The sequence below is a fragment of the Bacillus sp. D48C genome (genome assembly GCF_053345735.1).
Window position 1 is genome coordinate 1 of the sequence record NZ_JBKFAQ010000006.1, and the last position, 20,983, is coordinate 20,983.

At 35.0% G+C, this 20,983-nt stretch carries 26 protein-coding genes; 19 read left to right on the top strand and 7 right to left on the bottom strand.

Annotation, left to right across the window (positions count from 1 at the left end; translation table 11 throughout):
• Positions 1-707: collagen-like protein (locus ACLBXA_RS16060; RefSeq protein WP_000092676.1), on the bottom strand; the 707-nt coding region annotated here is incomplete at its 3' end.
• A gap of 113 nt (positions 708-820) precedes the next feature.
• Positions 821-1,786 carry a tyrosine-type recombinase/integrase gene (locus ACLBXA_RS16065; RefSeq protein ID WP_000450330.1) on the bottom strand — a complete coding sequence of 322 codons (966 nt, stop codon included), beginning with the start codon at positions 1,784-1,786 and terminating at the stop codon, positions 821-823.
• 264 nt (positions 1,787-2,050) lie between these two features.
• Here ACLBXA_RS16065 and spoVK point away from each other — a divergent pair, with 264 nt between their 5' ends.
• Positions 2,051-3,007: a stage V sporulation protein K gene (gene spoVK, locus ACLBXA_RS16070; protein ID WP_447617317.1), complete on the top strand. Its 957-nt coding sequence runs from the start codon at positions 2,051-2,053 to the stop codon at positions 3,005-3,007.
• A 31-nt stretch (positions 3,008-3,038) separates the two neighbouring features.
• Here the strand turns inward: spoVK and ACLBXA_RS16075 are convergent, their stop codons facing one another.
• Positions 3,039-3,176 carry a hypothetical protein gene (locus ACLBXA_RS16075; RefSeq protein WP_000181505.1) on the bottom strand — a complete coding sequence of 46 codons (138 nt, stop codon included), beginning with the start codon at positions 3,174-3,176 and terminating at the stop codon, positions 3,039-3,041.
• A gap of 99 nt (positions 3,177-3,275) precedes the next feature.
• On the bottom strand, positions 3,276-3,899 hold the full coding sequence (locus ACLBXA_RS16080; protein WP_000312267.1) for a trimeric intracellular cation channel family protein: 624 nt from the start codon (positions 3,897-3,899) through the stop codon (positions 3,276-3,278).
• A 92-nt stretch (positions 3,900-3,991) separates the two neighbouring features.
• Between ACLBXA_RS16080 and hflX the strand changes: the two genes are divergently transcribed.
• The 4 genes from hflX (at position 3,992) to glnA (ending at position 8,476) form a co-directional block, all read left to right on the top strand.
• Positions 3,992-5,266: a GTPase HflX gene (hflX, locus tag ACLBXA_RS16085; protein WP_000391414.1), complete on the top strand. Its 1,275-nt coding sequence runs from the start codon at positions 3,992-3,994 to the stop codon at positions 5,264-5,266.
• On the top strand, positions 5,259-6,530 hold the full coding sequence (locus ACLBXA_RS16090) for a methionine gamma-lyase family protein (protein ID WP_000460287.1): 1,272 nt from the start codon (positions 5,259-5,261) through the stop codon (positions 6,528-6,530). The genes hflX and ACLBXA_RS16090 overlap by 8 nt, the downstream gene beginning before the upstream one ends.
• 173 nt (positions 6,531-6,703) lie before the next feature.
• Positions 6,704-7,093 carry a transcriptional repressor GlnR gene (gene glnR, locus ACLBXA_RS16095; protein ID WP_000656783.1) on the top strand — a complete coding sequence of 130 codons (390 nt, stop codon included), beginning with the start codon at positions 6,704-6,706 and terminating at the stop codon, positions 7,091-7,093.
• Positions 7,094-7,141: 48 nt separating this feature from the next.
• A complete protein-coding gene (gene glnA, locus ACLBXA_RS16100) occupies positions 7,142-8,476 on the top strand; it encodes a type I glutamate--ammonia ligase (RefSeq protein WP_000092763.1) in 1,335 nt (444 codons plus the stop codon).
• A 338-nt stretch (positions 8,477-8,814) separates the two neighbouring features.
• Here glnA and ACLBXA_RS16105 read toward each other — a convergent pair whose 3' ends face one another.
• Positions 8,815-9,474 carry a LexA family protein gene (locus tag ACLBXA_RS16105; RefSeq protein ID WP_000708856.1) on the bottom strand — a complete coding sequence of 220 codons (660 nt, stop codon included), beginning with the start codon at positions 9,472-9,474 and terminating at the stop codon, positions 8,815-8,817.
• Between the two features lie 203 nt (positions 9,475-9,677).
• On the opposite strand from ACLBXA_RS16105, the gene ACLBXA_RS16110 reads away from it, so the two are divergent.
• The 12 genes from ACLBXA_RS16110 (at position 9,678) to ACLBXA_RS16165 (ending at position 17,402) form a co-directional block, all read left to right on the top strand.
• A complete protein-coding gene (locus ACLBXA_RS16110; RefSeq protein ID WP_000283430.1) occupies positions 9,678-9,890 on the top strand; it encodes a hypothetical protein in 213 nt (70 codons plus the stop codon).
• Between the two features lie 196 nt (positions 9,891-10,086).
• Positions 10,087-10,845, top strand: coding sequence for a phage regulatory protein (locus tag ACLBXA_RS16115; RefSeq protein WP_000531298.1), 759 nt, complete (start codon positions 10,087-10,089; stop codon positions 10,843-10,845).
• A gap of 11 nt (positions 10,846-10,856) precedes the next feature.
• The gene (locus ACLBXA_RS16120; RefSeq protein WP_001189066.1) at positions 10,857-11,051 is read left to right on the top strand and encodes a hypothetical protein; all 195 of its coding nucleotides are present in this window, start codon (positions 10,857-10,859) and stop codon (positions 11,049-11,051) included.
• Positions 11,052-11,203: 152 nt separating this feature from the next.
• Positions 11,204-12,091 carry a DnaD domain protein gene (locus ACLBXA_RS16125; RefSeq protein WP_000511422.1) on the top strand — a complete coding sequence of 296 codons (888 nt, stop codon included), beginning with the start codon at positions 11,204-11,206 and terminating at the stop codon, positions 12,089-12,091.
• A 269-nt stretch (positions 12,092-12,360) separates the two neighbouring features.
• Positions 12,361-12,525, top strand: a complete 165-nt coding sequence (locus tag ACLBXA_RS16130; protein ID WP_000900737.1) for a hypothetical protein — start codon at positions 12,361-12,363, stop codon at positions 12,523-12,525.
• On the top strand, positions 12,500-12,886 hold the full coding sequence (locus ACLBXA_RS16135) for a hypothetical protein (RefSeq protein ID WP_000464432.1): 387 nt from the start codon (positions 12,500-12,502) through the stop codon (positions 12,884-12,886). The genes ACLBXA_RS16130 and ACLBXA_RS16135 overlap by 26 nt, the downstream gene beginning before the upstream one ends.
• 237 nt (positions 12,887-13,123) lie before the next feature.
• Entirely contained in the window at positions 13,124-14,110 is a 987-nt protein-coding gene (locus ACLBXA_RS16140; protein ID WP_033668930.1) for a lysozyme family protein, read from the top strand.
• A 123-nt stretch (positions 14,111-14,233) separates the two neighbouring features.
• Complete coding sequence (locus ACLBXA_RS16145) at positions 14,234-15,076, top strand: M23 family metallopeptidase (protein ID WP_001051370.1); 843 nt, start codon at positions 14,234-14,236, stop codon at positions 15,074-15,076.
• A 61-nt stretch (positions 15,077-15,137) separates the two neighbouring features.
• Positions 15,138-15,368 carry a BhlA/UviB family holin-like peptide gene (locus ACLBXA_RS16150; RefSeq protein WP_000392443.1) on the top strand — a complete coding sequence of 77 codons (231 nt, stop codon included), beginning with the start codon at positions 15,138-15,140 and terminating at the stop codon, positions 15,366-15,368.
• A 371-nt stretch (positions 15,369-15,739) separates the two neighbouring features.
• Positions 15,740-16,063 carry a PadR family transcriptional regulator gene (locus ACLBXA_RS16155; RefSeq protein WP_001102628.1) on the top strand — a complete coding sequence of 108 codons (324 nt, stop codon included), beginning with the start codon at positions 15,740-15,742 and terminating at the stop codon, positions 16,061-16,063.
• A complete protein-coding gene (locus ACLBXA_RS16160; RefSeq protein WP_000031383.1) occupies positions 16,056-16,598 on the top strand; it encodes a DUF1700 domain-containing protein in 543 nt (180 codons plus the stop codon). The genes ACLBXA_RS16155 and ACLBXA_RS16160 overlap by 8 nt, the downstream gene beginning before the upstream one ends.
• Entirely contained in the window at positions 16,599-17,402 is an 804-nt protein-coding gene (locus ACLBXA_RS16165; protein ID WP_000976234.1) for a DUF4097 family beta strand repeat-containing protein, read from the top strand.
• 90 nt (positions 17,403-17,492) lie between these two features.
• Here the strand turns inward: ACLBXA_RS16165 and lexA are convergent, their stop codons facing one another.
• Positions 17,493-18,113, bottom strand: coding sequence for a transcriptional repressor LexA (gene lexA / locus ACLBXA_RS16170; RefSeq protein WP_000413739.1), 621 nt, complete (start codon positions 18,111-18,113; stop codon positions 17,493-17,495).
• A 141-nt stretch (positions 18,114-18,254) separates the two neighbouring features.
• Here lexA and ACLBXA_RS16175 point away from each other — a divergent pair, with 141 nt between their 5' ends.
• Both ACLBXA_RS16175 and ACLBXA_RS16180 read left to right on the top strand, forming a co-directional pair.
• Positions 18,255-18,911, top strand: coding sequence for a YneB family resolvase-like protein (locus ACLBXA_RS16175; protein WP_000991471.1), 657 nt, complete (start codon positions 18,255-18,257; stop codon positions 18,909-18,911).
• Between the two features lie 45 nt (positions 18,912-18,956).
• Positions 18,957-19,196: a DUF896 domain-containing protein gene (locus ACLBXA_RS16180; RefSeq protein ID WP_000607015.1), complete on the top strand. Its 240-nt coding sequence runs from the start codon at positions 18,957-18,959 to the stop codon at positions 19,194-19,196.
• A gap of 39 nt (positions 19,197-19,235) precedes the next feature.
• On the opposite strand, the gene ACLBXA_RS16185 is transcribed toward ACLBXA_RS16180, so the two are convergent.
• Positions 19,236-20,819 (bottom strand): bifunctional metallophosphatase/5'-nucleotidase, encoded by a 1,584-nt coding sequence (locus ACLBXA_RS16185; protein WP_000437463.1) that lies wholly within the window; start codon positions 20,817-20,819, stop codon positions 19,236-19,238.
• Between the last annotated feature and the right edge of the window lie 164 nt (positions 20,820-20,983).

Sequence of the window (20,983 nt, forward strand, 5' to 3'; positions counted from 1 at the left end):
CCGGTAGCACCCGCAGGTCCTTGAGCGCCTGTATTGCCGGTAGCGCCTGTGTTACCTTGAGGTCCCTGAGGTCCAGTAGCGCCGGTAGCACCCGCAGGTCCTTGAGCGCCTGTATTGCCGGTAGCGCCTGTGTTACCTTGAGGTCCCTGAGGTCCAGTAGCGCCCGTGTTACCTCGAGGTCCAGTGGCACCAGTAGCGCCTGCTGGTCCAGTAGGCCCAGTAGGTCCGGTAGGTCCTTGAATGAACGAAGCAGAATTAACTAGAGCAGTTTGTAATGCTGCTATTAATTTAAGAAGCTCTTGAAGTGTGCAAGGGTCAATTCGGAATAATTTTGTAATGTATAGTAAATAGTTAATGAGATTTTGAAGCTCAATAAATACAGCGCTTGCTACAAAGGTTGGATTTCTTAATATAGTTATTAAGTTTTTAATAATAGCTAACCCTTGTGCTTTCAGGGAGGAAGTAGCGTCTAGTGAACAAATAAATTTACTTAGTAGGTTCAATGTATCGATTAGATCTTCAATGTTTTGGGGAGATGGATTTGCGAAAAGTTTTGGGATTATTTTTGTTAAATCAATAATAATCGCACGAAATGTTCTAAGTTGAGCTTTAGTAATTGGGATTGATGGAGTATTTGGGATTCGTCCGGCGCTACTTGGAAAGCATGGTTTGGAGAATTTGTTTTGACTGTCGTTATAACGAGACATTAAATCTCTCCTTTCTCATGAAAATGTGAACGAAACTCATCATAGTAGATGCAGAAATTAGTTAAATGGTCATAGTAAAATCGTTTGTTTAAAGAAAAAATAGAAAAAACGCCTTACAATAAGGCGTTTTTTCTATTTTCTGCGTATTGATAATATCGCTTTAATGAAATTTTTGATTTGAATCCAGCGAGTTTTATAATTTCTGATTCAGGAGTTTCTTTTTTTATTAAGTTTAAAATATAGGTGTTACGAAAATGTTGTCCTGAAATTCCTTTACGTAAATTGGCTCTAGCCACTTCGAGGCGAATCATTTTTTGTATAGCAATTTCCGTTAATGCCTTTGGTGCATCATTTTCATATACCCACCTGTATGTTCCGCGGTTAAAATCAAATGCGACAAACAATGAATCATCACTATGATACTTAGGACGAACTGGTTCTGGGATACTTTTGTAATAATTATATAGTTGTTTTTTGTCTTCTTTTGCTAATGTAATTGTTCTTTCTACACCTGCGGTTGCTGGGATTGACAATGTGTTAGTTTCAAAGTGAACGTGATGCATTGTTAATGCTGTAAGTTCCTGTAAGGATAAACCGTAGTCGATCAATAGATTTAAAATAGCAATATTGCGATCCATTAATAAAGGGCGCACAGGAAGTTGTTTTTCTGAAAGTCCTTCTAATGAAGTGACTATATACTTTAATCTTTTTTCTTCATCAGGTGAAATGAAATCTTCGTTACGAAGTGTACGGTCTGGTTGAATAGATATTTCCATATTCTTCAATGGATTGGGAATGTTTAGAAAGTGATGCATTCTATTTAATACAGTAAATACACGATGCATCGTTTTTTCTGAGTAATGTCGATTCGTTTTTAAATCGGAAAAGTAATCTTCGTAGTCTTTTGTACAAAGTGTAGCCCATATATTACTGGAAGGGAGCTTTTTGTTTTTTTCTAACCAATGTCCGAAGTCTTCAACGTCATAAACATAACGTTTAATAGTTGAGGGTTTTCGGCCTTTATTCAATAAAAAAATAGAAAAGGCTTGTATTGTATCATGGAATTCCGTTGTCTCCATAGTCCCACCACCTTAATTATTTCTTATATTATAGCAAACTTTTCTGAAAATAGGCATTTACAAGGGGGACAGGAATAATAATATTTGGTGAGTGGATAAAGTGAAACTATAATCAGTGGGGATTTTGTTCATCCTCTGCGATTATTAGTTGAACCAATCGGGCATTTACGGGCGGTTATCTCCCGCTTAAATACCAAGCGTTTGCTGAATGTCGAGGTGGGAGTCTTACTGCCCGCAAATAGCGGGATAAAATGAGGTGATTGTATGGAACAATCGATGCGAAAGAAAAACAACAATCAAATTAATATTGTGTTAAACCATCGAAAGAAAATTTCTTTGCCAGCCACAGAAAATAAAACGGTAATTTCAAATGAAACTACAATTAAACATGAAATGCTGCAGAGAATTGAAGAAGAGATGGGGAAGCTTGTTGGGATGGATGATATAAAAAAGATAATAAAAGAAATATATGCTTGGATTTATGTGAATAAAAAAAGACAAGAGAAGGGATTGAAGTCTGAGAAGCAAGTACTTCATATGTTGTTTAAAGGGAATCCGGGTACAGGGAAGACAACTGTTGCTAGAATGATAGGGAAATTGCTGTTTGAGATGAATATTCTATCGAAAGGCCACTTGGTTGAAGCTGAACGTGCTGATCTTGTAGGAGAGTATATCGGCCATACAGCTCAAAAAACAAGAGACTTAATAAAAAAAGCAATGGGAGGTATTTTGTTTATTGATGAGGCTTATTCTTTAGCTCGAGGAGGAGAGAAGGACTTTGGAAAAGAAGCAATTGATACGCTTGTAAAACATATGGAAGATAAACAACATGGTTTTGTATTGATTTTAGCTGGATATTCAAGAGAGATGAATCACTTTCTTTCATTAAATCCAGGGCTGCAGTCTCGTTTTCCATTTATTATTGAATTTGCGGATTACTCGGTAAATCAGCTATTGGAAATTGGAAAGAGAATGTATGAAAATCGTGAATATCAGTTATCAAAAGAAGCTGAATGGAAATTTAGGGATCATTTACATGCGGTGAAGTATTCGTCGCAAATTACATCGTTTAGTAATGGGCGGTATGTACGGAATATTGTTGAAAAATCAATTCGTACACAGGCGATGCGGTTGTTGCAAGAAGATACGTATGATAAAAATGATTTAATTGGAATATCGAGTATGGATTTGATGCTCGAAGAGGAGACGCACAGTACATAAACTGTGCGTCTATTTTTGTGTATAAGTTCGTTTACTCTTTTTTTGCTTTTTCTTGGTGCGCTTTATGGAAGCGTTCCATTTTAGCGCTCTTTTCGTGTGCTGAATTAGGGTCGTGTCCAAATTGGTTTACTGAACTTTTTTGAGCTCCTTTATTAACGTGGTTTGTCATTTGTATTCACCTCACTTTAAAAATTAGTATAAACATTATATAAAGAAAAAATCGTTAGAAAAGAAAAACCTCTTTACGATATGTAAAGAGGTTAGATTGCTATTTATGCATTGAACGTTCTTTCGTTTCGATACGTCTGTGCGGTAAATGCCATTTGTAATGAATAGAAACCATGCGGAAGCAAACAATTAAAATGAATAAAATGTAAAGAGCCCAATCGCTAACAATAATTTGAGCGCCAATTAAGAAACCTGCTAAAATTGTCCAAAAGGCATATACTTCAGCTCGAAGAACGAGAGGTTTTCTGCGGGCTAAAAGGTCGCGAATGATACCGCCGCCGATACCAGTTAAAACAGCTGCCACGATTGTGGCGCTAATTGGTAAATTTAATTTTTGAGCATATAATGCTCCTTGTACAGCAAATGCTGATAAGCCGATAGCGTCAGTGATATTTTCCCACTTTTTCCAATGTCTAATTAACTTATTTGGAAAAAGAAAAATAATAGTCATTGATAAAAGTGCGATTTGGAATAACATGTCTTGTTGCCAAAACGCGACAATCGGATAACCGATTAATAAATTACGAAGGGCACCTCCCCCAAATGCGGTTGCCATTCCTAAAATATACACCCCGAAAATATCATAATCCTCTTCCATTGCAACAATGGCTCCGCTTAGTGCGAAAGCGATTGTGCCTATGATGCTAAAAATCTCCCATGCCATGAATTTTCTCCCCCGCTAACTAGATGAAATGTGCTTCCTCTGCTATTATATTAGAAGGTTTAAATTTCGAAAAGGATGAGTGAACATATTTGATGGAAGAAAAAGAAAAAGTCATATTAGTAGGCTGTCAATTGCCGCAAGATGATGATGAAAAATTTATGCATTCCATGAAAGAGCTTGCATCACTAGCTAAGACTGCGAGAGCGGAAGTGTTAGTTTCAACAACGCAAAAACGACCAAAGTTTCATCCGGCAACTTACATAGGTAAAGGGAAATTAGAAGAGCTTACAATGCTAACTGAAGAATTAGAGCCGGATGTTATTGTATTTAATAATGAATTAACGCCGAGTCAAATTCGGAATTTATCCTCAGTATTAGATGCGAGAGTAATTGATCGAACGCAACTAATACTAGATATTTTTGCGCAACGTGCGAAGTCGAGGGAAGGTAAGCTTCAAGTAGAATTAGCTCAGTTGCAATATACAATGCCACGTCTTATGGGTCAAGGGTTGTCCTTATCACGTCTTGGTGGTGGTATTGGAACGAGAGGACCGGGTGAGACGAAACTTGAGACGGATCGTCGTCATATTCGATCGCGTATTGATGAAATAAAGAAACAACTTGCAGTTGTTGTGGAACACCGAAAAAGATATCGTGAGAGAAGAAAAGACAATAAAGTATTTCAAGTTTCATTAATAGGCTATACAAATGCAGGGAAATCGACACTGTTTAATAGATTAACGGAAGCTAATACGTTTGAAGAAAACCTTCTGTTTGCAACACTAGACCCAACGACGAGGAAGATGCCGTTACCTTCTGGTTATACAGTATTACTAACTGATACTGTTGGTTTTATACAAGATTTACCCACTTCATTAATTGCTGCTTTTCGTTCAACACTGGAAGAAGCGGGGGAAGCAGATGTTATTTTACATGTAGTTGATTCTGCGGATCCTAACTACATAGGGCATGAAAGAACAGTAAAACGATTATTATCAGAACTTGAAATTAATCATATTCCTATTATTACGTTATATAATAAAAAAGATGAATTACATCAAAACTTTATTCCGTTTCCGAAAAGTGATTTCTTAATGACTAGTGCTTTTGAAGAAAGTGATTTATTGCGTATAAAAGAAGCGATAGAAATGAAAATGAAGAAAGAAATGGATCGTTATCGAGTAGAAATCCCTCCGAGTGAAGGTAAGTTATTAACGCTTTTAAAGACGGAAACGCTATTAGCAAAGATGGAGTTTCTGGAAGATAAATTTGTATATGATTGTGCAGGGTATATTTTTACTCATTCATCGCTTAATGTGCAATTAAAGAGATTTTTAGTGGAAGAAGGAGAAAATAAAAATGTTTGATCGTTTGAAAAATGGAGAAAAAATTGCTCCAATCGTAAAAGAAGTAGAGAGTCAGATTACAGAAGTACATAAACGTGCGGATGAAGTAATTGAAAGTAATCAGTTTCGTGTATTAGAAAGTTTTCGTAAACATAAAATTAGTGACTCGCATTTTATCCCGACGACAGGTTATGGTTATGATGATATTGGCCGTGATTCGTTAGAAAAAGTGTATGCTGATGTGTTTGGAGCGGAAGCTGGACTTGTTCGTCCGCAAATTATTTCAGGTACTCACGCTATTTCTACAGCGTTATTCGGTATTTTACGTCCAGGAGATGAGTTATTGTACATCACTGGAAAACCGTATGATACGTTAGAGGAAATCGTTGGCGTGCGTGGGAAAGGTGTAGGTTCATTTAAAGAATATAATATTGGTTACAATGCAGTTCCGCTAACTGAAGGTGGGCTTGTTGATTTTGAAGCTGTTGCAGCAGCGATTCATAGTAATACGAAAATGATCGGTATTCAGCGTTCGAAAGGTTATGCTACTCGTCCATCGTTTACTATTTCTCAAATTAAAGAGATGATCGCGTTTGTTAAAGAAATTAAACCTGATGTTGTTGTGTTTGTAGATAACTGTTATGGTGAGTTTATTGAAGAGCAAGAGCCGTGTCATGTTGGTGCAGATTTAATGGCGGGTTCGCTTATTAAAAACCCAGGCGGGGGAATTGTAAAAACTGGTGGTTACATTGTCGGTAAAGAACAGTATGTTGAAGCGTGTGCATATCGTTTAACATCTCCGGGAATTGGTGCGGAAGCTGGAGCGTCTTTATACAGTCTGCAAGAAATGTATCAAGGGTTCTTCTTAGCGCCACATGTTGCAGGACAAGCGCTGAAAGGTGCAATTTTTACAGCTGCGTTTTTAGAAAAGTTAGGAATGAACACGTCACCAGCGTGGAATGCACCAAGAACAGACTTAATTCAATCTGTTCAATTTGATGATAAAGACCGTATGATTGCCTTCTGCCAAGCGATTCAATATGCATCTCCAATTAATTCGCATTTTACTCCGTATGCAAACTATATGCCAGGTTATGAAGATGATGTAATTATGGCGGCGGGAACATTTATTCAAGGTGCAAGTATTGAATTGTCTGCTGATGGTCCGATTAGACCACCGTATGTTGCATATGTGCAAGGTGGATTAACGTATTCGCATGTTAAAATTGCGATTTGTTCTGCGATTGATGAATTGATTGAAAAGAATTTATTAACAATTTCTTAAAGGGGAGCTGTCGATATCGGCAGCTTTTTTCGTATAAAAGTAACGATTTATGCGATTAGAAAAAAGAATGAAAAAATTTATAAAAAATCATGTAAGAAAAGCTAACATCTATTGACACTAAACATAACATGTTATAAAATGAGAAGCAGTTAAGGCGAAGGAGGAACTGAAAAATGAAAGAAGATAGACGTTCTGCCCCGCTGTTTCCAATTGGTATTGTTATGGATTTAACACAATTGTCTGCACGTCAAATTCGCTACTATGAAGAGCATAATCTTGTTTCTCCAACCCGTACAAAGGGGAATCGTAGATTATTTTCATTTAACGATGTAGATAAGTTGTTAGAGATTAAAGATTTGTTAGATCAAGGCTTGAATATGGCTGGTATTAAGCAAGTGTTACTAATGAAAGAAAATCAAACAGAAGCAGTGAAAGTAAAAGAAGAAACAAAAGAAATTTCAAAAACTGAGCTTCGCAAAATACTTCGAGATGAACTACAACATACAGGTAGATTCAATCGAACTTCATTGCGACAAGGTGACATTTCAAGATTTTTTCACTAAAGATAACTGATTCTGAAGGCGATTAGAGGGACTAAGGAGGAATTTATAATGTCTAGATACACAAAAGAAGATATTTTCCGTTTGGCGAAAGAAGAGAATGTAAAGTATATCCGTTTACAATTTACGGACCTTTTAGGGGTAATTAAAAACGTAGAGATTCCAGTGAGACAATTAACGAAAGCTCTTGATAACAAAATGATGTTTGATGGATCTTCGATTGAAGGTTTCGTACGTATTGAAGAATCTGATATGTATTTATATCCTGATTTAGACACTTGGGTAATTTTCCCTTGGACAGCTGAAAAAGGTAAAGTAGCTCGACTAATCTGTGATATTTACAATGCAGATGGCACTCCATTTGATGGAGACCCACGTAACAACTTAAAACGTGTGTTAAAAGAAATGGAAGCTTTAGGATTTTCAGACTTCAATCTTGGACCAGAGCCAGAATTCTTCCTATTTAAGGTTGATGAAAAAGGAAATCCAACATTAGAATTAAACGATAACGGTGGATACTTCGACCTTGCGCCGATGGATCTAGGGGAAAACTGTCGTCGTGATATCGTTCTTGAACTTGAAGAAATGGGATTTGAAATTGAAGCATCTCACCATGAGGTTGCTCCAGGGCAGCATGAAATTGACTTTAAATATGCAAATGCAATTCGCTCATGTGATGACATTCAAACATTCAAACTTGTTGTAAAAACAATTGCTCGTAAACATGGTTTACACGCAACATTTATGCCGAAACCACTATACGGTGTGAACGGTTCAGGTATGCACTGTAACTTATCATTATTTAAAAATGGTGAGAACGTATTCTTTGATGCAAACGGTGACTTACAACTAAGTGATGATGCTCGTCACTTCATCGCAGGTATTTTAAAACATGCACCAGCATTTACAGCGATAGCAAATCCAACTGTAAACTCATATAAACGTCTAGTACCTGGATATGAAGCGCCTTGTTACGTAGCATGGTCTGCACAAAACCGTAGCCCGTTAGTACGTATCCCTGCATCTCGTGGTATTAGTACACGCGTAGAAGTACGTAGTGTTGACCCAGCTGCAAACCCATATTTAGTAATGGCTACATTATTAGCTGCAGGTCTTGATGGAATTAAAAACAAATTAACTCCACCAGCTGCAGTAGACCGTAACATCTATGTAATGACAAAAGAAGAGCGCGAAGAAGCAGGTATCGTTGACTTACCAGCAACATTAGCGCAAGCGTTAGTTACATTACAATCTAATGAAGTAGTATGCGGTGCACTAGGAGAACACTTACTTGAGCACTTCATCGAAGCGAAAGAGATTGAGTGGGATATCTTTAGAACACAAGTTCACCAATGGGAACGCGATCAATATATGTCTCTATACTAAGAGGCTTGAACCCTTGATACAACTCGTATCAAGGGTTTTTTAATTCCCTATTATTACAATTTTATATGGTTGCAAAATGAAAAGCAGCCACATAAAAGCCAATAATTAATAACAAGTAGTGATATCATAGAAAAATATTATCAGATAAATGTAAGTTTTATATAATTTGTGAAATGAAAAAGCCTTGATACTACGGTATCAGGGCTTTTTTAGTGAAGTTATTGGATATGTTAACTACTAGATAATGGATTGTTTTTGGTTATTTTGAATCATGTTACTAAGAAAATCTTTTCGAAAGAATTGATCTTATCTTTTTTTTAAATCACTTGTGCTATGACTTAATAATTCTTTACTGCCTGTACAACGCGACCAATGATTTTTACATCTTCAGCTGAAAGATCGTAAGTTTTTGGTTCGTGGATAGGGTCATTACTCAATGGTATTAAAGTAATGATGCTTCCAGATTTTGAAATCTTTTTCACGGTAGCATCATAACCATTGACTTTTACAACAGCAATTTGTCCGTTTTCAACATAAGGAGTTTCCTCTACTAAAACATAAGAACCATCAGGGAATTCGAGATTCATGCTAGTGCCTTTTACAGTAAGGTAAAAATACTTTTTACGCTTGTTTAAAAATGTACTTAGCATTGGTAAATAGCCTTCGATATTTTCTTCAGCGAATATAGGTGTACCAGCTGCTACAGAACCAATGATAGGAATATGAATAATATTTGATTGATCGTTTTGGATGGTTTCATAAATAGAAACTTCTTCTTTAACAGTATTGTCCTCTTGGGTTGCGAGTTTTTCTAAATCATCAGTAGTGATTCCTAATCCCTTACAAACTTTTATTACATTATCAACAGATGCTTTACCAATCCCTCTTGATAACATGGATTGCAGTGTTGTGGGGGGGAGACCTATTTTTTCGGCGAAGGCTCTTTTGCTATAGCCAGCTTCTTTTATTAAGCGTGTTACAACCTCTGCTTTTTTCATTACTTTCACCATCTTTCGTATTAAAATGTATACGATATTGCGTATTTCTGTATATATCATAACCTAACTGAATTTGTTAGTAAATAGAAATGTATACGAAATTGAGTATTTAAATACGTTTTTTTTGTTGACTAAATACGAAATTGAGTTTATATTTAAATGGGAATGAACGCAATATCGTACATAAAATAGGTGGTGAGTTGATGTATCCGAATTTGCGTGCAGAGATGGCGAGAAAAAGAATTATGATTACACAAATTTCTTCGCATCTGAAACTTCGCCACGCAACAGTGAGCGACAAAATAAATGGTAAATTTCGTTTTTATTATGATGAAGCTTTTGAAATTAAGAAAACTTTTTTTCCAGAACATAATTTGGAATATCTTTTTGAATTTGAAGAAAACGAAGCGAATTGAAATCGGAGGAGAATTGCTTAAAATGGATAACTGAATTATTGAATAATGACTTAATAAAAGGGTTTATATTATAGTATTTATATTAAATTTCGATAATTAGTTAATCTGTAAAAAGAAAGCAACGAATTATGCGTAGTGCGAAATTATCTCAATACAATAAAGATAGTTCAAAATTAGTAGTGAGGAGGAGATGAGGATGGGGCAATTAACTGACTCATCAGTACATAGTTCATTAGTATTTGAAGTTAATGGCAAAGTAGTAACGGATAGTTTGGTAATTGCAAAGATATTCAAAAAAGATCACTTCGACGTTTTGAAGGAAGTTCGAAAACAAATTGTATATGTAGATGAAGAGTTTGGAGGAGAAAATTTTCACGAGTCCACTTATGTTAATTCAAAGAACAGGTGGATCCCTAAATATGATTTAACAGAAGAAGCATTCACGTTACTTGTTATGGGATATACCACTAGAGAAGCGGTTGGAATGAAAATTAAATTTATGAAAGAGTTCAAACGAATGAAGCAGTATATACAAAATCAACAAAATGTGCCAAAGGATCCAATGGGGGTTTTAAAGTTAACATTTGCTGCGTTAGAAGGGCATACTCAGGAGATACAAGAGATTAAGTCTGAGGTGAAGGAATTGCGAGAAAATACGCCGCTTTATGCTATTGAGTGTGAAGAGATAATAAGGGCTGTAAAGAGGTTAGGTGTTATGTTATTGGGAGGTAAAAATTCAAATTCTTATCAGGATATCGGCCTTAGAAGAAAGTTATATAGAGATATTTATAGTCAGTTACATCGGGAATTTGGTGTGAATAGTTATAAAGCTATTAAACGTTATCATTTGGATAGAGCGATACAAATTATTAATGAAGAATATTCAATTCCAACTGTTTTAAATGAAGAAATTACAGTTAAAAACTCACAAATAAATATGGCAGAAATTCAGTAGGAGGAAAGAACATGCAAAGAAAGATTTTAGTCATTACTAGCAGTTTAGCAGGACTACCAACTGTCAGTGAATTTAAAACAAAAGAAGATGCAAAAGAGCAGGTTAGAAAGCTTATTCAAAAAGGAGTGAGTCAAAATGTGATTCGTATAACACAAGAAATTCCTATGAATATCGAAATTCAAGTGGATGTTGAATTTGAGGAATAAGAGAGGTTTAGGAGAAAATTGATACGGATAGCATAATTGTTTTGAATGAATGTATAAGAAAAGAATCCGTTGCAGCGGATTCTATAAGAAAAAATATCTCTAGATAAGTATACCATTGAATACCGTTTTTGAGAATTTATGAGGTGGCTAGTATGGGAATTATTCGAGTGAAAAAAGATAGTAATTATTCCGTTATAAATAATACTGGTTTAAAAGATGAAAGGTTGTCTTGGAAAGCGAAAGGAATCTTAGCCTATGCGCTTACATTACCAGACGATTGGACTTTTCATATTAGCGAATTAGCTCGACATGCTAAGGATGGAGAAGATTCGCTCCGTACAGGTTTTAAGGAATTAAAAGAATTAGGTTATGTAAAACGTTATCCTGTTCGTGATGGGAATACCAAAAAAATTACAAGGTGGGATACGGAAATTTACGAAACGCCACAAAGGAACATGCCACAAGTGGAAAACCAAGATGTGGTAAAGCCATATGAGGAAAATCAAGCACTACTAAATACTAATAGAATAACTACTAATAAACGAAATACTAATATACAAAATACTAATCATTATGATGATATTGATAAATTAGATTCTTGTGTATCCAGCAATGAGAAGGTTAAAGTAAGTTGCAACTTTATTAAGGGGACGGGCATTCCGTTAAGTGAAATTGCAATTGCAGAGTTGGGGGATTTTTGTAATTTGTTTAGTGATGAATTAATTCAGCATGCAATTAATAAAGCCGTTGATGAGAATGCACCAAGATGGAACTACATTAAGGCTATATTGAGGAATTGGAAGGAGCAAGAAGTTAAAACATTAGTTGATGTGGCCATACTAGATAGACGTTTCGAAATGAGCAAGAAAAAGAAATATAATGGGATAGGTAGGAAGTATTCAAATAGAAAAGAGATTGTACCTGATTGGTTATACAAAGATGATGAATCAACAAATCAAGAAGAGGAAAGAAAAATCGTGCAATCTACTGATGAAGAGCGTGAGAGATTACAAGAAGTGTTAAATAAATATAAGTCATAAGAAAAAACGTTAGATGATTTTGTTATTTTGAAATATATTACCTTAATAAAAAATAATACATTTATATTCTTTAAAGATTCCCGATGCATAGTGAACAGTATTATAAAGATATTAGTGAATGTTTGGATCAAGTATGAACCATTTGTAATTTCAGTTTATTTCTTAAAGTTCTATGGGAACTGTTAGAAGTTTTTTCAAAAGGATTCAGGAATTAATTACAATATCTGAATTCTAAAGATGTAAGGAACTTATCAATAGAGGGTAAAAAAATGTTAGGAAAGGGTTGTGTTTATAAAATGAAAGATAATTTACAAGTAATAAAGATTGAAAAAGTTAATAAGCATATTCATTCTATTAAATTAGTATTAAGAGACTTTGTAAAAAGAACGGAAGTGGGTGAATCGGTAAGTGTTCGAATGGCTCAAAGATTATAAGAAGTTAGAAGAAGAAATTACTTATTTAGAATACAACTTAGATAAATCAAAAGCCGAATTGAAGCGTTGGATTAGTGGTGATTTGCAAAATGTACGATTAAACGCTGAATCGGAAGGGGCTAAGGTAGAAGGACGAATTGAAGTAATTGAATATGAATTAGCTTATAAGATGAATGAAGAGTATGATTTAAAGCTTTTAATTAATAAGTTTACAGGACTGGATCATCAAATACTTAAAATGAAATATGTTGATGGAATGACTTTAGAACAAATAGCGTTTGAATTACATTATAGTACAGGCTATATCCGCCGAAAACATGCTGAAATAAGAAAGATTGTCAAGTTTTTAGATGGGTTTTAATGTTACCTTTTTGTAGGATACATGCAGTGTACAGAAAGTATTGAAAAAGTGATTTATAGTAGTAATATAAGATTTCGACGAAAGGGCAACTATTTTTATGGTTGCTCTTTTTGTTGTGAAAGAAGGTGAGTAACATGAAGTGATTTTATAGATAAATGGGCATTTGGCTTCCGGTTATATTTAGTAAAGTAGTAGGTTTACAGGCGAAAATAATAGCAAATAAGGAGATGTTTAATGATGAATTTATTAGCTGCTTCAGTCAAAACAAAGAATTTGCCACAACAAGTGTTACGTTGGCAATCAATGGTAGAAAGTGAATGTTCCGCACAAGGAGTACCTGAGTTAGTTCCTTACGTACTTGGAATTATTATGGTGGAAAGTGGAGGGAACTCTGAAACAACCCCCGATATTATGCAGTCCAGTGAATCACAAGGTTGGCCAATGAATACAATTAAAAATCCTAAGGATTCAATTTATTACGGAGTAAAGCATTTAAAGGGAGCTTTTGATGATGCAAAGAAAAATGGTATTACAGATTTAAGTGCCATTGTTCAATCGTATAATTTTGGACGAGCTTACCTTCGCTGGTTAGCTTCTAACAATAAACAGCATTCATTACCGGTAGCAGATTTGTATTCTAAAACAGTTGTTGCTCCATCACTCGGAAATACAACTGGTGCTATGGTGAAATATAGTCACCCTATCGCTGTTGCCTACAATGGTGGTTATCGATATAAAAATGGGGGGAATTTCTTCTACTCTGAAATTGTTAAGCAATATGTTGATTTTAACGGAGGAACTGATGGTGGTGACAATAAACCGTTACAACCAAAAGGACTAGGAATCGCAACGTCTAAATACCCAGAAGGATCGGGTATCAATTTATATAGTGGCCCTGGAAAAGATGCTTGGTTCACAGGTCATGTCATTAATACAAAAATGCCATATTTAATTATAGATGCTGCTTGGTATGGTGGGAATGAAAATATGTTGTGCCTAGGTTGGGAAGCATGGGCGAAAGAAGAACACTTTGAAGTAGAGTGGTTCCATGCTTATTCAAAATATCCAGCAGGTTATGGTATTAACACATATGATGGTCCAAATGGAAATTATAAAGGAAATGTAGATGGATCTTATCCATATGGCGTTTTTGCGAGAAAAGATGGCTATATCGATATTGGACAAAATACATGGGTAAAAGAAGAACATTTTAATGTAAGGTAATAACAAAGGGTTTCTTATTCTGCGATTATAAATATTAAATTTAAATATAAAGAAAAAATGTTATGAAAGGGTGCTTTTTTAAGTGCCTTTTTATATCACTTATAAATAGGAAGGAAGATTATTATGGCGAAATTTATTTATCCAACCGATACAACGAGAGTAACAAGTGGTTTTAGGGGGAGTAGACCAGATCATCATGGGATAGATCTGGCTGAATCGGGTTATCATCCGATTTATGCAGCGGCTAGCGGACGAGTTAGTCGTTCTTATGTTTCATCTAGTTATGGTGAATGTATTATGATTGTGCACACTATTGATGGGGGTACATGGGAAACAGTATATGCTCATATGCGTAGCGGTTCTCGAACGGTGAAAGAAGGTGATTATGTTACGCAAGGACAAACTATTGGAGTTATGGGTAGCACGGGAGAAGTTACTGGTCAACATCTACATTTTGAATTGCATAAAGGGTCTTGGAACGTTAATAAGAGTAATGCTGTGAATCCATTAGATTACTTAGGAAAAGGAGACGGTGGTGGTACAACAGATCCTTCTAATAAACCACTACAACCAAAAGGGCTAGGTATCGCAACGTCTAAATACCCAGAAGGATCGGGTATCAATTTATATAGTGGCCCTGGAAAAGATGCCTGGTTCACAGGTCATGTCATTAATACAAAAATGCCATATTTAATTATAGATGCTGCTTGGTATGGTGGGAATGAAAATATGTTGTGCCTAGGTTGGGAAGCATGGGCGAAAGAAGAACACTTTGAAGTAGAGTGGTTCCATGCTTATTCAAAATATCCAGCAGGTTATGGTATTAACACATATGATGGTCCAAATGGAAATTATAAAGGAAATGTAGATGGATCTTATCCATATGGGATTTTTGCAAGAAAAGATGGTTATATCGATATTGGACAAAATACATGGGTAAAAGAAGAACATTTTAATGTGAGATAAGGATATTAGAGTAGGGTCACTCGTGTGATTCTTTTTAATTTTTGAAAAGGAGATGAGAACGATGGAAGAACAAATCTTCAATTCAATGATTCAACAAGGAGCATTCGCAGCTTTATTTGTGTGGATGCTGTTTACTACGCAAAAAAAGAATGAACAGCGCGAAGAACAATATCAAAAAGTTATTGAAAAAAATCAACAGGTCATTGAAGAACAAGCAAAAGCATTTAGTTCGTTGTCAAAGGATTTATCAGATGTTAAGCAAAAAATATTGGGAAACGGGGATGAGAAATAAAATATGATATTAAATTATTTGTCGCGTATGTAGGTTCTCAAATAGAAATTCAATTAATATATAATAATGAGAAAAAGCCCTAATACCGATAAGTATTGGGGCTTTTTCTCATTAGCTATAGTGAATAAGGTTGTGGTGGATTCTTCAAGAGGAAAGAGTGAATGAAGTCTAATATTTAATGTAAATGAAATGAAACCTTGAAGGATGCTTAGTTATAACACAGTCTTATTCAGGGATTCGTTAGTTCGCTTTCTAAATTTAGGGAATAAATATAGCTTAGTACCTTGCAATAAATAATACTAAGTGGTATATTATGGATAAATCAGGTACCGTGTATTGAACAGTACTGAGATAGGGAAGGAGGATGGCACTTGAACGTTCAGTTTAAAAAAGGTGTGCTTGAACTTTGTGTATTAGCACTTGTAAAACGTAAAGATAGTTACGGTTATGAACTTGTTCAGCAAATCTCTAATAAATTTTTAATATCGGAAGGGTCAGTATACCCTTTGTTACGTCGTTTGACGAAAGAAGGGTATTTTCAAACGTATTTAAAGGAATCTACGGAAGGGCCACCTCGTAAATATTATCAATTAACAGAACAAGGGGAGACGCAATTTCATTTGTTAGTAACAGAATGGCGTGATTTTGCGAAAGGGGTACAAGAAATTATTGAAGGGGTGGAATGGGATGAGTAAAGAAGGGTTTCTTAAAGAATTATCAAGTTATCTTAGAAAGTTACCAGAGGAAGAGAGGCAAGATATTTTATTGGATTATGAAGAGCACTTTCAGTTTGGACTAGAAGAGGGGAAAACTGAATCAGAAATAATACAGGGCCTTGGTTCTCCGAAAGTAATCGCAAAAGAATTACTTGCGATGTATCGCTTCGATGAAATGAAAAAAAATCCATCGACTTCAAATGTGACAAGAGCTGTTATGGCAGCGATTGGACTTAGTTTGTTTAATTTTATTATTGTGTTAGGCCCGTTAGTCGCAATTATTGCTTTTATATTTTCTTTTTGGATTGGTGGTATTGCTAGTGTAGTAACACCATTTTTCGTTATTGGAAAAGTATTTATGGGTACTTTTATATGGTTGGATCTTTTCGTTAGTATAACGTTTGTTGGAGTAGGTTTGTTGTTATGTATTATCGCTTTTTATAGTACAAAGTGGTTTAAGAGATTGTGTGTACGATACGTAATATGGAACTTCAAAATGATAAAAGGAGAGTAAATGATGAAAAAACTATTTTTAATCGCTATCGCTTGTATCATTATTGGAGTAATAGGAATTTCCCAAACATATGAAAAAGCAGTACAAACTGCTGAAAAAGGCGATAAAGAAGATGTAATTAAAAACGAAACATTAAAAAATATAGAAGTTAAGTTAGATGCCGGAGATATTGTTATCCAAAAATCTCCTGACTCTTCTTTTTATGTAAAGCAATCAGGAGATGTACGTAAACAAGTGATTCGTATTGCAGAAGATGGTGACACATTAAAAATTATTGGGGAAAGAGAAAAAGGTGCTTCATTTGATTTTTCTTTTTACGATTTTAGGTTCCAAACGTCTAAATTGACTCTCCTTGTGCCCGAACGCTCTTATCAAGATGTAAAAGTAAATTCATCTGCTGGACAAATCGAAATGAGTGATGTGAAAAGTGATAGTGTAAGTGTTAGAACACTTGCTGGAGAAGTAGAGCTGAAACAAGTAACGTCTAAGAATGTGGAGGGATCTACAAAAGCTGGTGAGGTGAACTTTAAAAAAGTAATAGGGAAAGTGACTGCAAAAACAACAAGTGGGGAAATAAATATTCAAGATCATGATTCTAAGTATAATCTAGAAGCAAGTTCAACTGCGGGAGATATAGATATTACTTTATCGGAAAAACCACAAGATGCGGTAATTACTGGGCAAAGTGCTGCCGGAGATGTAACAATTTTTAATGAAGAAAATAATAACGTAACAATTGGAAATGGTAGTAAAAAGATTAGCGGTAAAACGGCTGCTGGAGATGTCACGATTGAAACTCGTTAATAAGAAATAGAGTGCATGGAAATCTATCAAAATACAAAAAGAAGATAATTACCGTATATAAATAAGGTAATTATCTTCTTTTTGTTATTTTTAATGTAAATCACGATATACGCCAATTACTTTCCCGATAACTGACACTTGTTTTAAAATGATAGGTTCTAATGAAGAGTTTTCTGGTTGTAGACGGAAATGGTCTTTTTCTTTATAGAAACGTTTAACAGTTGCTTCGTTATCTTCTGTTAAAGCGACTACAATTTCACCATTATATGCAGACTGTTGTTGGCGAACAACAACTAAATCTCCATCGAAAATACCAGCTTCAATCATACTATCTCCAGAAATACGTAACATGAACACTTGGTCTGCTCCGGAAACAATGCTAGCTGGAAGTGGGAAATGTTCCTCTACGCTTTCGACCGCTGTAATTGGTAAACCAGCAGTAACTTTTCCGACAATTGGAACTTGAATAACAGATTGTGTTTCCGTATCCATTCGGTCTTCGCCTAAAATTTCAATGGCACGTGGTTTTGTTGGATCGCGTCGAATGTATCCTTTTTCTTCTAATCGTGATAAATGTCCGTGCACTGTAGAACTAGAAGCGAGGCCGACTGCTTGACCAATTTCACGTACGGAAGGTGGATATCCTTTTTCTTGTACTTTTAGCTTAATAAAGTCGAGAATGTCTTGCTGGCGTTTCGTTAACTTTTCCATGTTTTCTAACACCTCGTTTTCTTTCATTTTTCTTATTAATAAGTATAACATGTGAAAAAACATTCTACAAACATAAGTTCGAACAAATGGCAGATTTATGTTACACTATAGGGAAATGATAGGGAGAAAGAGGGGTTCAAAATGAATGCAATTATTTATGCACGTGTGAGTACAACGAAAGAAGCGCAAGAAACATCATTATTACGTCAAAAAGATGAATTATTGCATTTAGCTGAGCGCTATCAAATGAATGTTACTAAGGTGATTGAAGAGCAGGCTAGTGGGTATACAATTGAACGTGACGGTATATTAGAGGTGTTAGATACAATTCGGGACGAACAAATTGATGTGTTACTTATACAAGATGAAACGCGCCTTGGTAGAGGGAATGCGAAGATTGCATTAATGCATTGTTTACATAAAGAAGGCATAAAAGTATATACACATACACATAATGGTGAATTACAATTGTCGGATTCTGATTCGATGGTATTAGATATTATTGGTATTGTTGAAGAATATCAAAGGAAGATTCATAACTTGAAAATTAAACGAGGTATGCAACGTGCAGTAGAAAAAGGTTATCGTCCAGAAAATAATTTAAAAAATCGTCATTTAAGTGTAGGAAGAGAGAAAAAAGAAGTGCCAATTGAGGAAATTGTACGTTTGCGAAAAAGTGAACTCACGTTTGAAGAAATTGCAGCAACACTACGTGGATTTGGTCATAATGTTTCAAAGGCGACTGTACATCGTAGATATGTAGAGTATACGAAGCAATTGCTTGATAAAGAAGAGTAACTATTGTATGATAATAATCAGTTTTGATTAGAAGGGGGATTCGAGATGATTAATCACGAACTCGTTGAACGCATTAACTTCTTAGCGAAAAAAGCAAAAGCTGAAGGTTTAACTGAAGAAGAGCAACGTGAGCGTCAATCGCTACGTGAACAATATTTAAAAGGATTTCGTCAAAATATGTTAAACGAACTTAAAGGTATTAAAGTTGTTAACGAAGAAGGTACAGATGTTACACCGACGAAATTAAAAGCTTTAAAAAAGCAAGATAATGCAAAATTAAATTAAAAGATGGGCGAAGCCCATCTTTTTTATTTGTAAAAATCCTTATTTAATAACTTTCCAGTTGTTATTAACGGTTGCTTCTATCGTTCTATGTTCCAATATATAATTAGCGATAAGTTCAGACATATCAGTGGGTATATCTTTTACTATCGGTTTGTTTTGAAACATAAAGAAATTTCCCCCGCCACTTGCACGATAATTATTCATTACAACGTCATATTCGTCATTCATATTAAGAGGAGCACTTTTATGCTGTAAAGATTCTACTCTTTCACCAATTGGTTTTGAAATGTTTAATACATATGAAATCCCTTCCCACATATCATAATTATAATGTTGTGGCTTTGGTTCTATGTAGGTAGGGCTTACGATGATGGATCCATCTGTTTTTAATGTGAAATAAGAAGCAGAGAGTTCAAGAGCATCTTTTATATCTGCTCCAGTTATTCTAATTACTTTTAATGTGTTTGGATAAATATAATTAGAAACGATGTCACGCATTGTTACATGTTCTGGGAAGCCTGGAGATGTATTATGGAACAAACTTGTACAAGAAATTGATACATTAGCTATATCCATCTGTATTTTATTTATGAACTCGATAAAAGGATGATCATGCAAACGAGTTTGCATAGCATCTGAAATTTGCATGTCCCCCTCAATAATTCCAATAGGTTGATCAAGCCACTTTTGTGTTTTCTCTTCGTAATCGGCTACCAATGAAAGTACATCTTGGTCCGCTGCAACCCCTTGTACAGATAATAATTCAGAAGAACTCTCTTTTTTCACCCATTTATGTTTCATTTTTTCGAATGTTACTTTTACTTTTCCAACTGAGTGTCCATTGCATCCGGTCTGTAAAATTGTTACACCGTTAGCCATTGTGTGAGAAATGTCTCGGTGTTGATGACCTGTTAGTAAAAGATCTATGCCTTCAATTTCCTGGCACATTGCATATCCTTGGTTTTCACCTGTTAACACTTCAGTCGGTTCCCCGGTTTGTAAATCACTTTCAAATCCACCGTGATAGGCTACGACTAATAAATCTGGTTTCTCGTGTTCGTGAATATAAGAAACCCATTTTTTTGTAGTCTCTAATGCATCTTCAAATAGTAAATCTTTAATATGATGGGCCTGTTCCCAATTTGGGATGTAATGTGTTGTTACCCCTAAAATAGCAATTTTTATATTTGATTCAATCTGTTTGATTATATAAGGTTTTCCGAAATAGGGTTTCTTTATGTTTTTATCTAAAATGTTTGCTGATAGGTACGGGAAGTTCGCAGTAGTCACAGCATTATTTAATATGTCCATCCCGTAATTAAATTCATGATTGCCGATAACTGCAGCATCATACTGTAGGTAATTCGCTAATAAGGACATTGGGTTTTTTTTGTTTTTTTCGTATGTAACATAATGATAAGTAAATGGTGTTCCTTGAATGAAGTCACCATTATCAATTAAAAGAACGTTTGTATTTTGGGAACGTTCTTTTTTTATAAGAGTAGAAATTTTAGCTAAACCAAGTTCTGCCGGGGAGTTATCTTGGTAGTAAATGGGATAAACAGTGCCATGTATATCGCTTGTTAATAAGATGTTTAAAGTTACAGTTTGATTTTGTTCCAATATGACTCACCTTTTCTATTGTTATCTTCCAATTCATCATATCAAATATGTGAAGTGAATTTTGATGTGAATGTATAGAATGTGTAAAGATTCTGTAAATAACAAATTGTGCATCAAAATATGTGATATATTTCTTCATGTTTACGGAAGCTTATTTCATAACA

Coding starts and splice junctions, on each gene's coding strand:
- ACLBXA_RS16065 (WP_000450330.1), bottom strand. CDS start 1,786: ATGGAGACAACGGAATTCCATGATACAATACAAGCCTTTTCTATTTTT.
- spoVK (WP_447617317.1), top strand. CDS start 2,051: ATGGAACAATCGATGCGAAAGAAAAACAACAATCAAATTAATATTGTG.
- ACLBXA_RS16075 (WP_000181505.1), bottom strand. CDS start 3,176: ATGACAAACCACGTTAATAAAGGAGCTCAAAAAAGTTCAGTAAACCAA.
- ACLBXA_RS16080 (WP_000312267.1), bottom strand. CDS start 3,899: ATGGCATGGGAGATTTTTAGCATCATAGGCACAATCGCTTTCGCACTA.
- hflX (WP_000391414.1), top strand. CDS start 3,992: ATGGAAGAAAAAGAAAAAGTCATATTAGTAGGCTGTCAATTGCCGCAA.
- ACLBXA_RS16090 (WP_000460287.1), top strand. CDS start 5,259: ATGTTTGATCGTTTGAAAAATGGAGAAAAAATTGCTCCAATCGTAAAA.
- glnR (WP_000656783.1), top strand. CDS start 6,704: ATGAAAGAAGATAGACGTTCTGCCCCGCTGTTTCCAATTGGTATTGTT.
- glnA (WP_000092763.1), top strand. CDS start 7,142: ATGTCTAGATACACAAAAGAAGATATTTTCCGTTTGGCGAAAGAAGAG.
- ACLBXA_RS16105 (WP_000708856.1), bottom strand. CDS start 9,474: ATGAAAAAAGCAGAGGTTGTAACACGCTTAATAAAAGAAGCTGGCTAT.
- ACLBXA_RS16110 (WP_000283430.1), top strand. CDS start 9,678: ATGTATCCGAATTTGCGTGCAGAGATGGCGAGAAAAAGAATTATGATT.
- ACLBXA_RS16115 (WP_000531298.1), top strand. CDS start 10,087: ATGGGGCAATTAACTGACTCATCAGTACATAGTTCATTAGTATTTGAA.
- ACLBXA_RS16120 (WP_001189066.1), top strand. CDS start 10,857: ATGCAAAGAAAGATTTTAGTCATTACTAGCAGTTTAGCAGGACTACCA.
- ACLBXA_RS16125 (WP_000511422.1), top strand. CDS start 11,204: ATGGGAATTATTCGAGTGAAAAAAGATAGTAATTATTCCGTTATAAAT.
- ACLBXA_RS16130 (WP_000900737.1), top strand. CDS start 12,361: ATGTTAGGAAAGGGTTGTGTTTATAAAATGAAAGATAATTTACAAGTA.
- ACLBXA_RS16140 (WP_033668930.1), top strand. CDS start 13,124: ATGAATTTATTAGCTGCTTCAGTCAAAACAAAGAATTTGCCACAACAA.
- ACLBXA_RS16145 (WP_001051370.1), top strand. CDS start 14,234: ATGGCGAAATTTATTTATCCAACCGATACAACGAGAGTAACAAGTGGT.
- ACLBXA_RS16150 (WP_000392443.1), top strand. CDS start 15,138: ATGGAAGAACAAATCTTCAATTCAATGATTCAACAAGGAGCATTCGCA.
- ACLBXA_RS16160 (WP_000031383.1), top strand. CDS start 16,056: ATGAGTAAAGAAGGGTTTCTTAAAGAATTATCAAGTTATCTTAGAAAG.
- ACLBXA_RS16165 (WP_000976234.1), top strand. CDS start 16,599: ATGATGAAAAAACTATTTTTAATCGCTATCGCTTGTATCATTATTGGA.
- lexA (WP_000413739.1), bottom strand. CDS start 18,113: ATGGAAAAGTTAACGAAACGCCAGCAAGACATTCTCGACTTTATTAAG.
- ACLBXA_RS16175 (WP_000991471.1), top strand. CDS start 18,255: ATGAATGCAATTATTTATGCACGTGTGAGTACAACGAAAGAAGCGCAA.
- ACLBXA_RS16180 (WP_000607015.1), top strand. CDS start 18,957: ATGATTAATCACGAACTCGTTGAACGCATTAACTTCTTAGCGAAAAAA.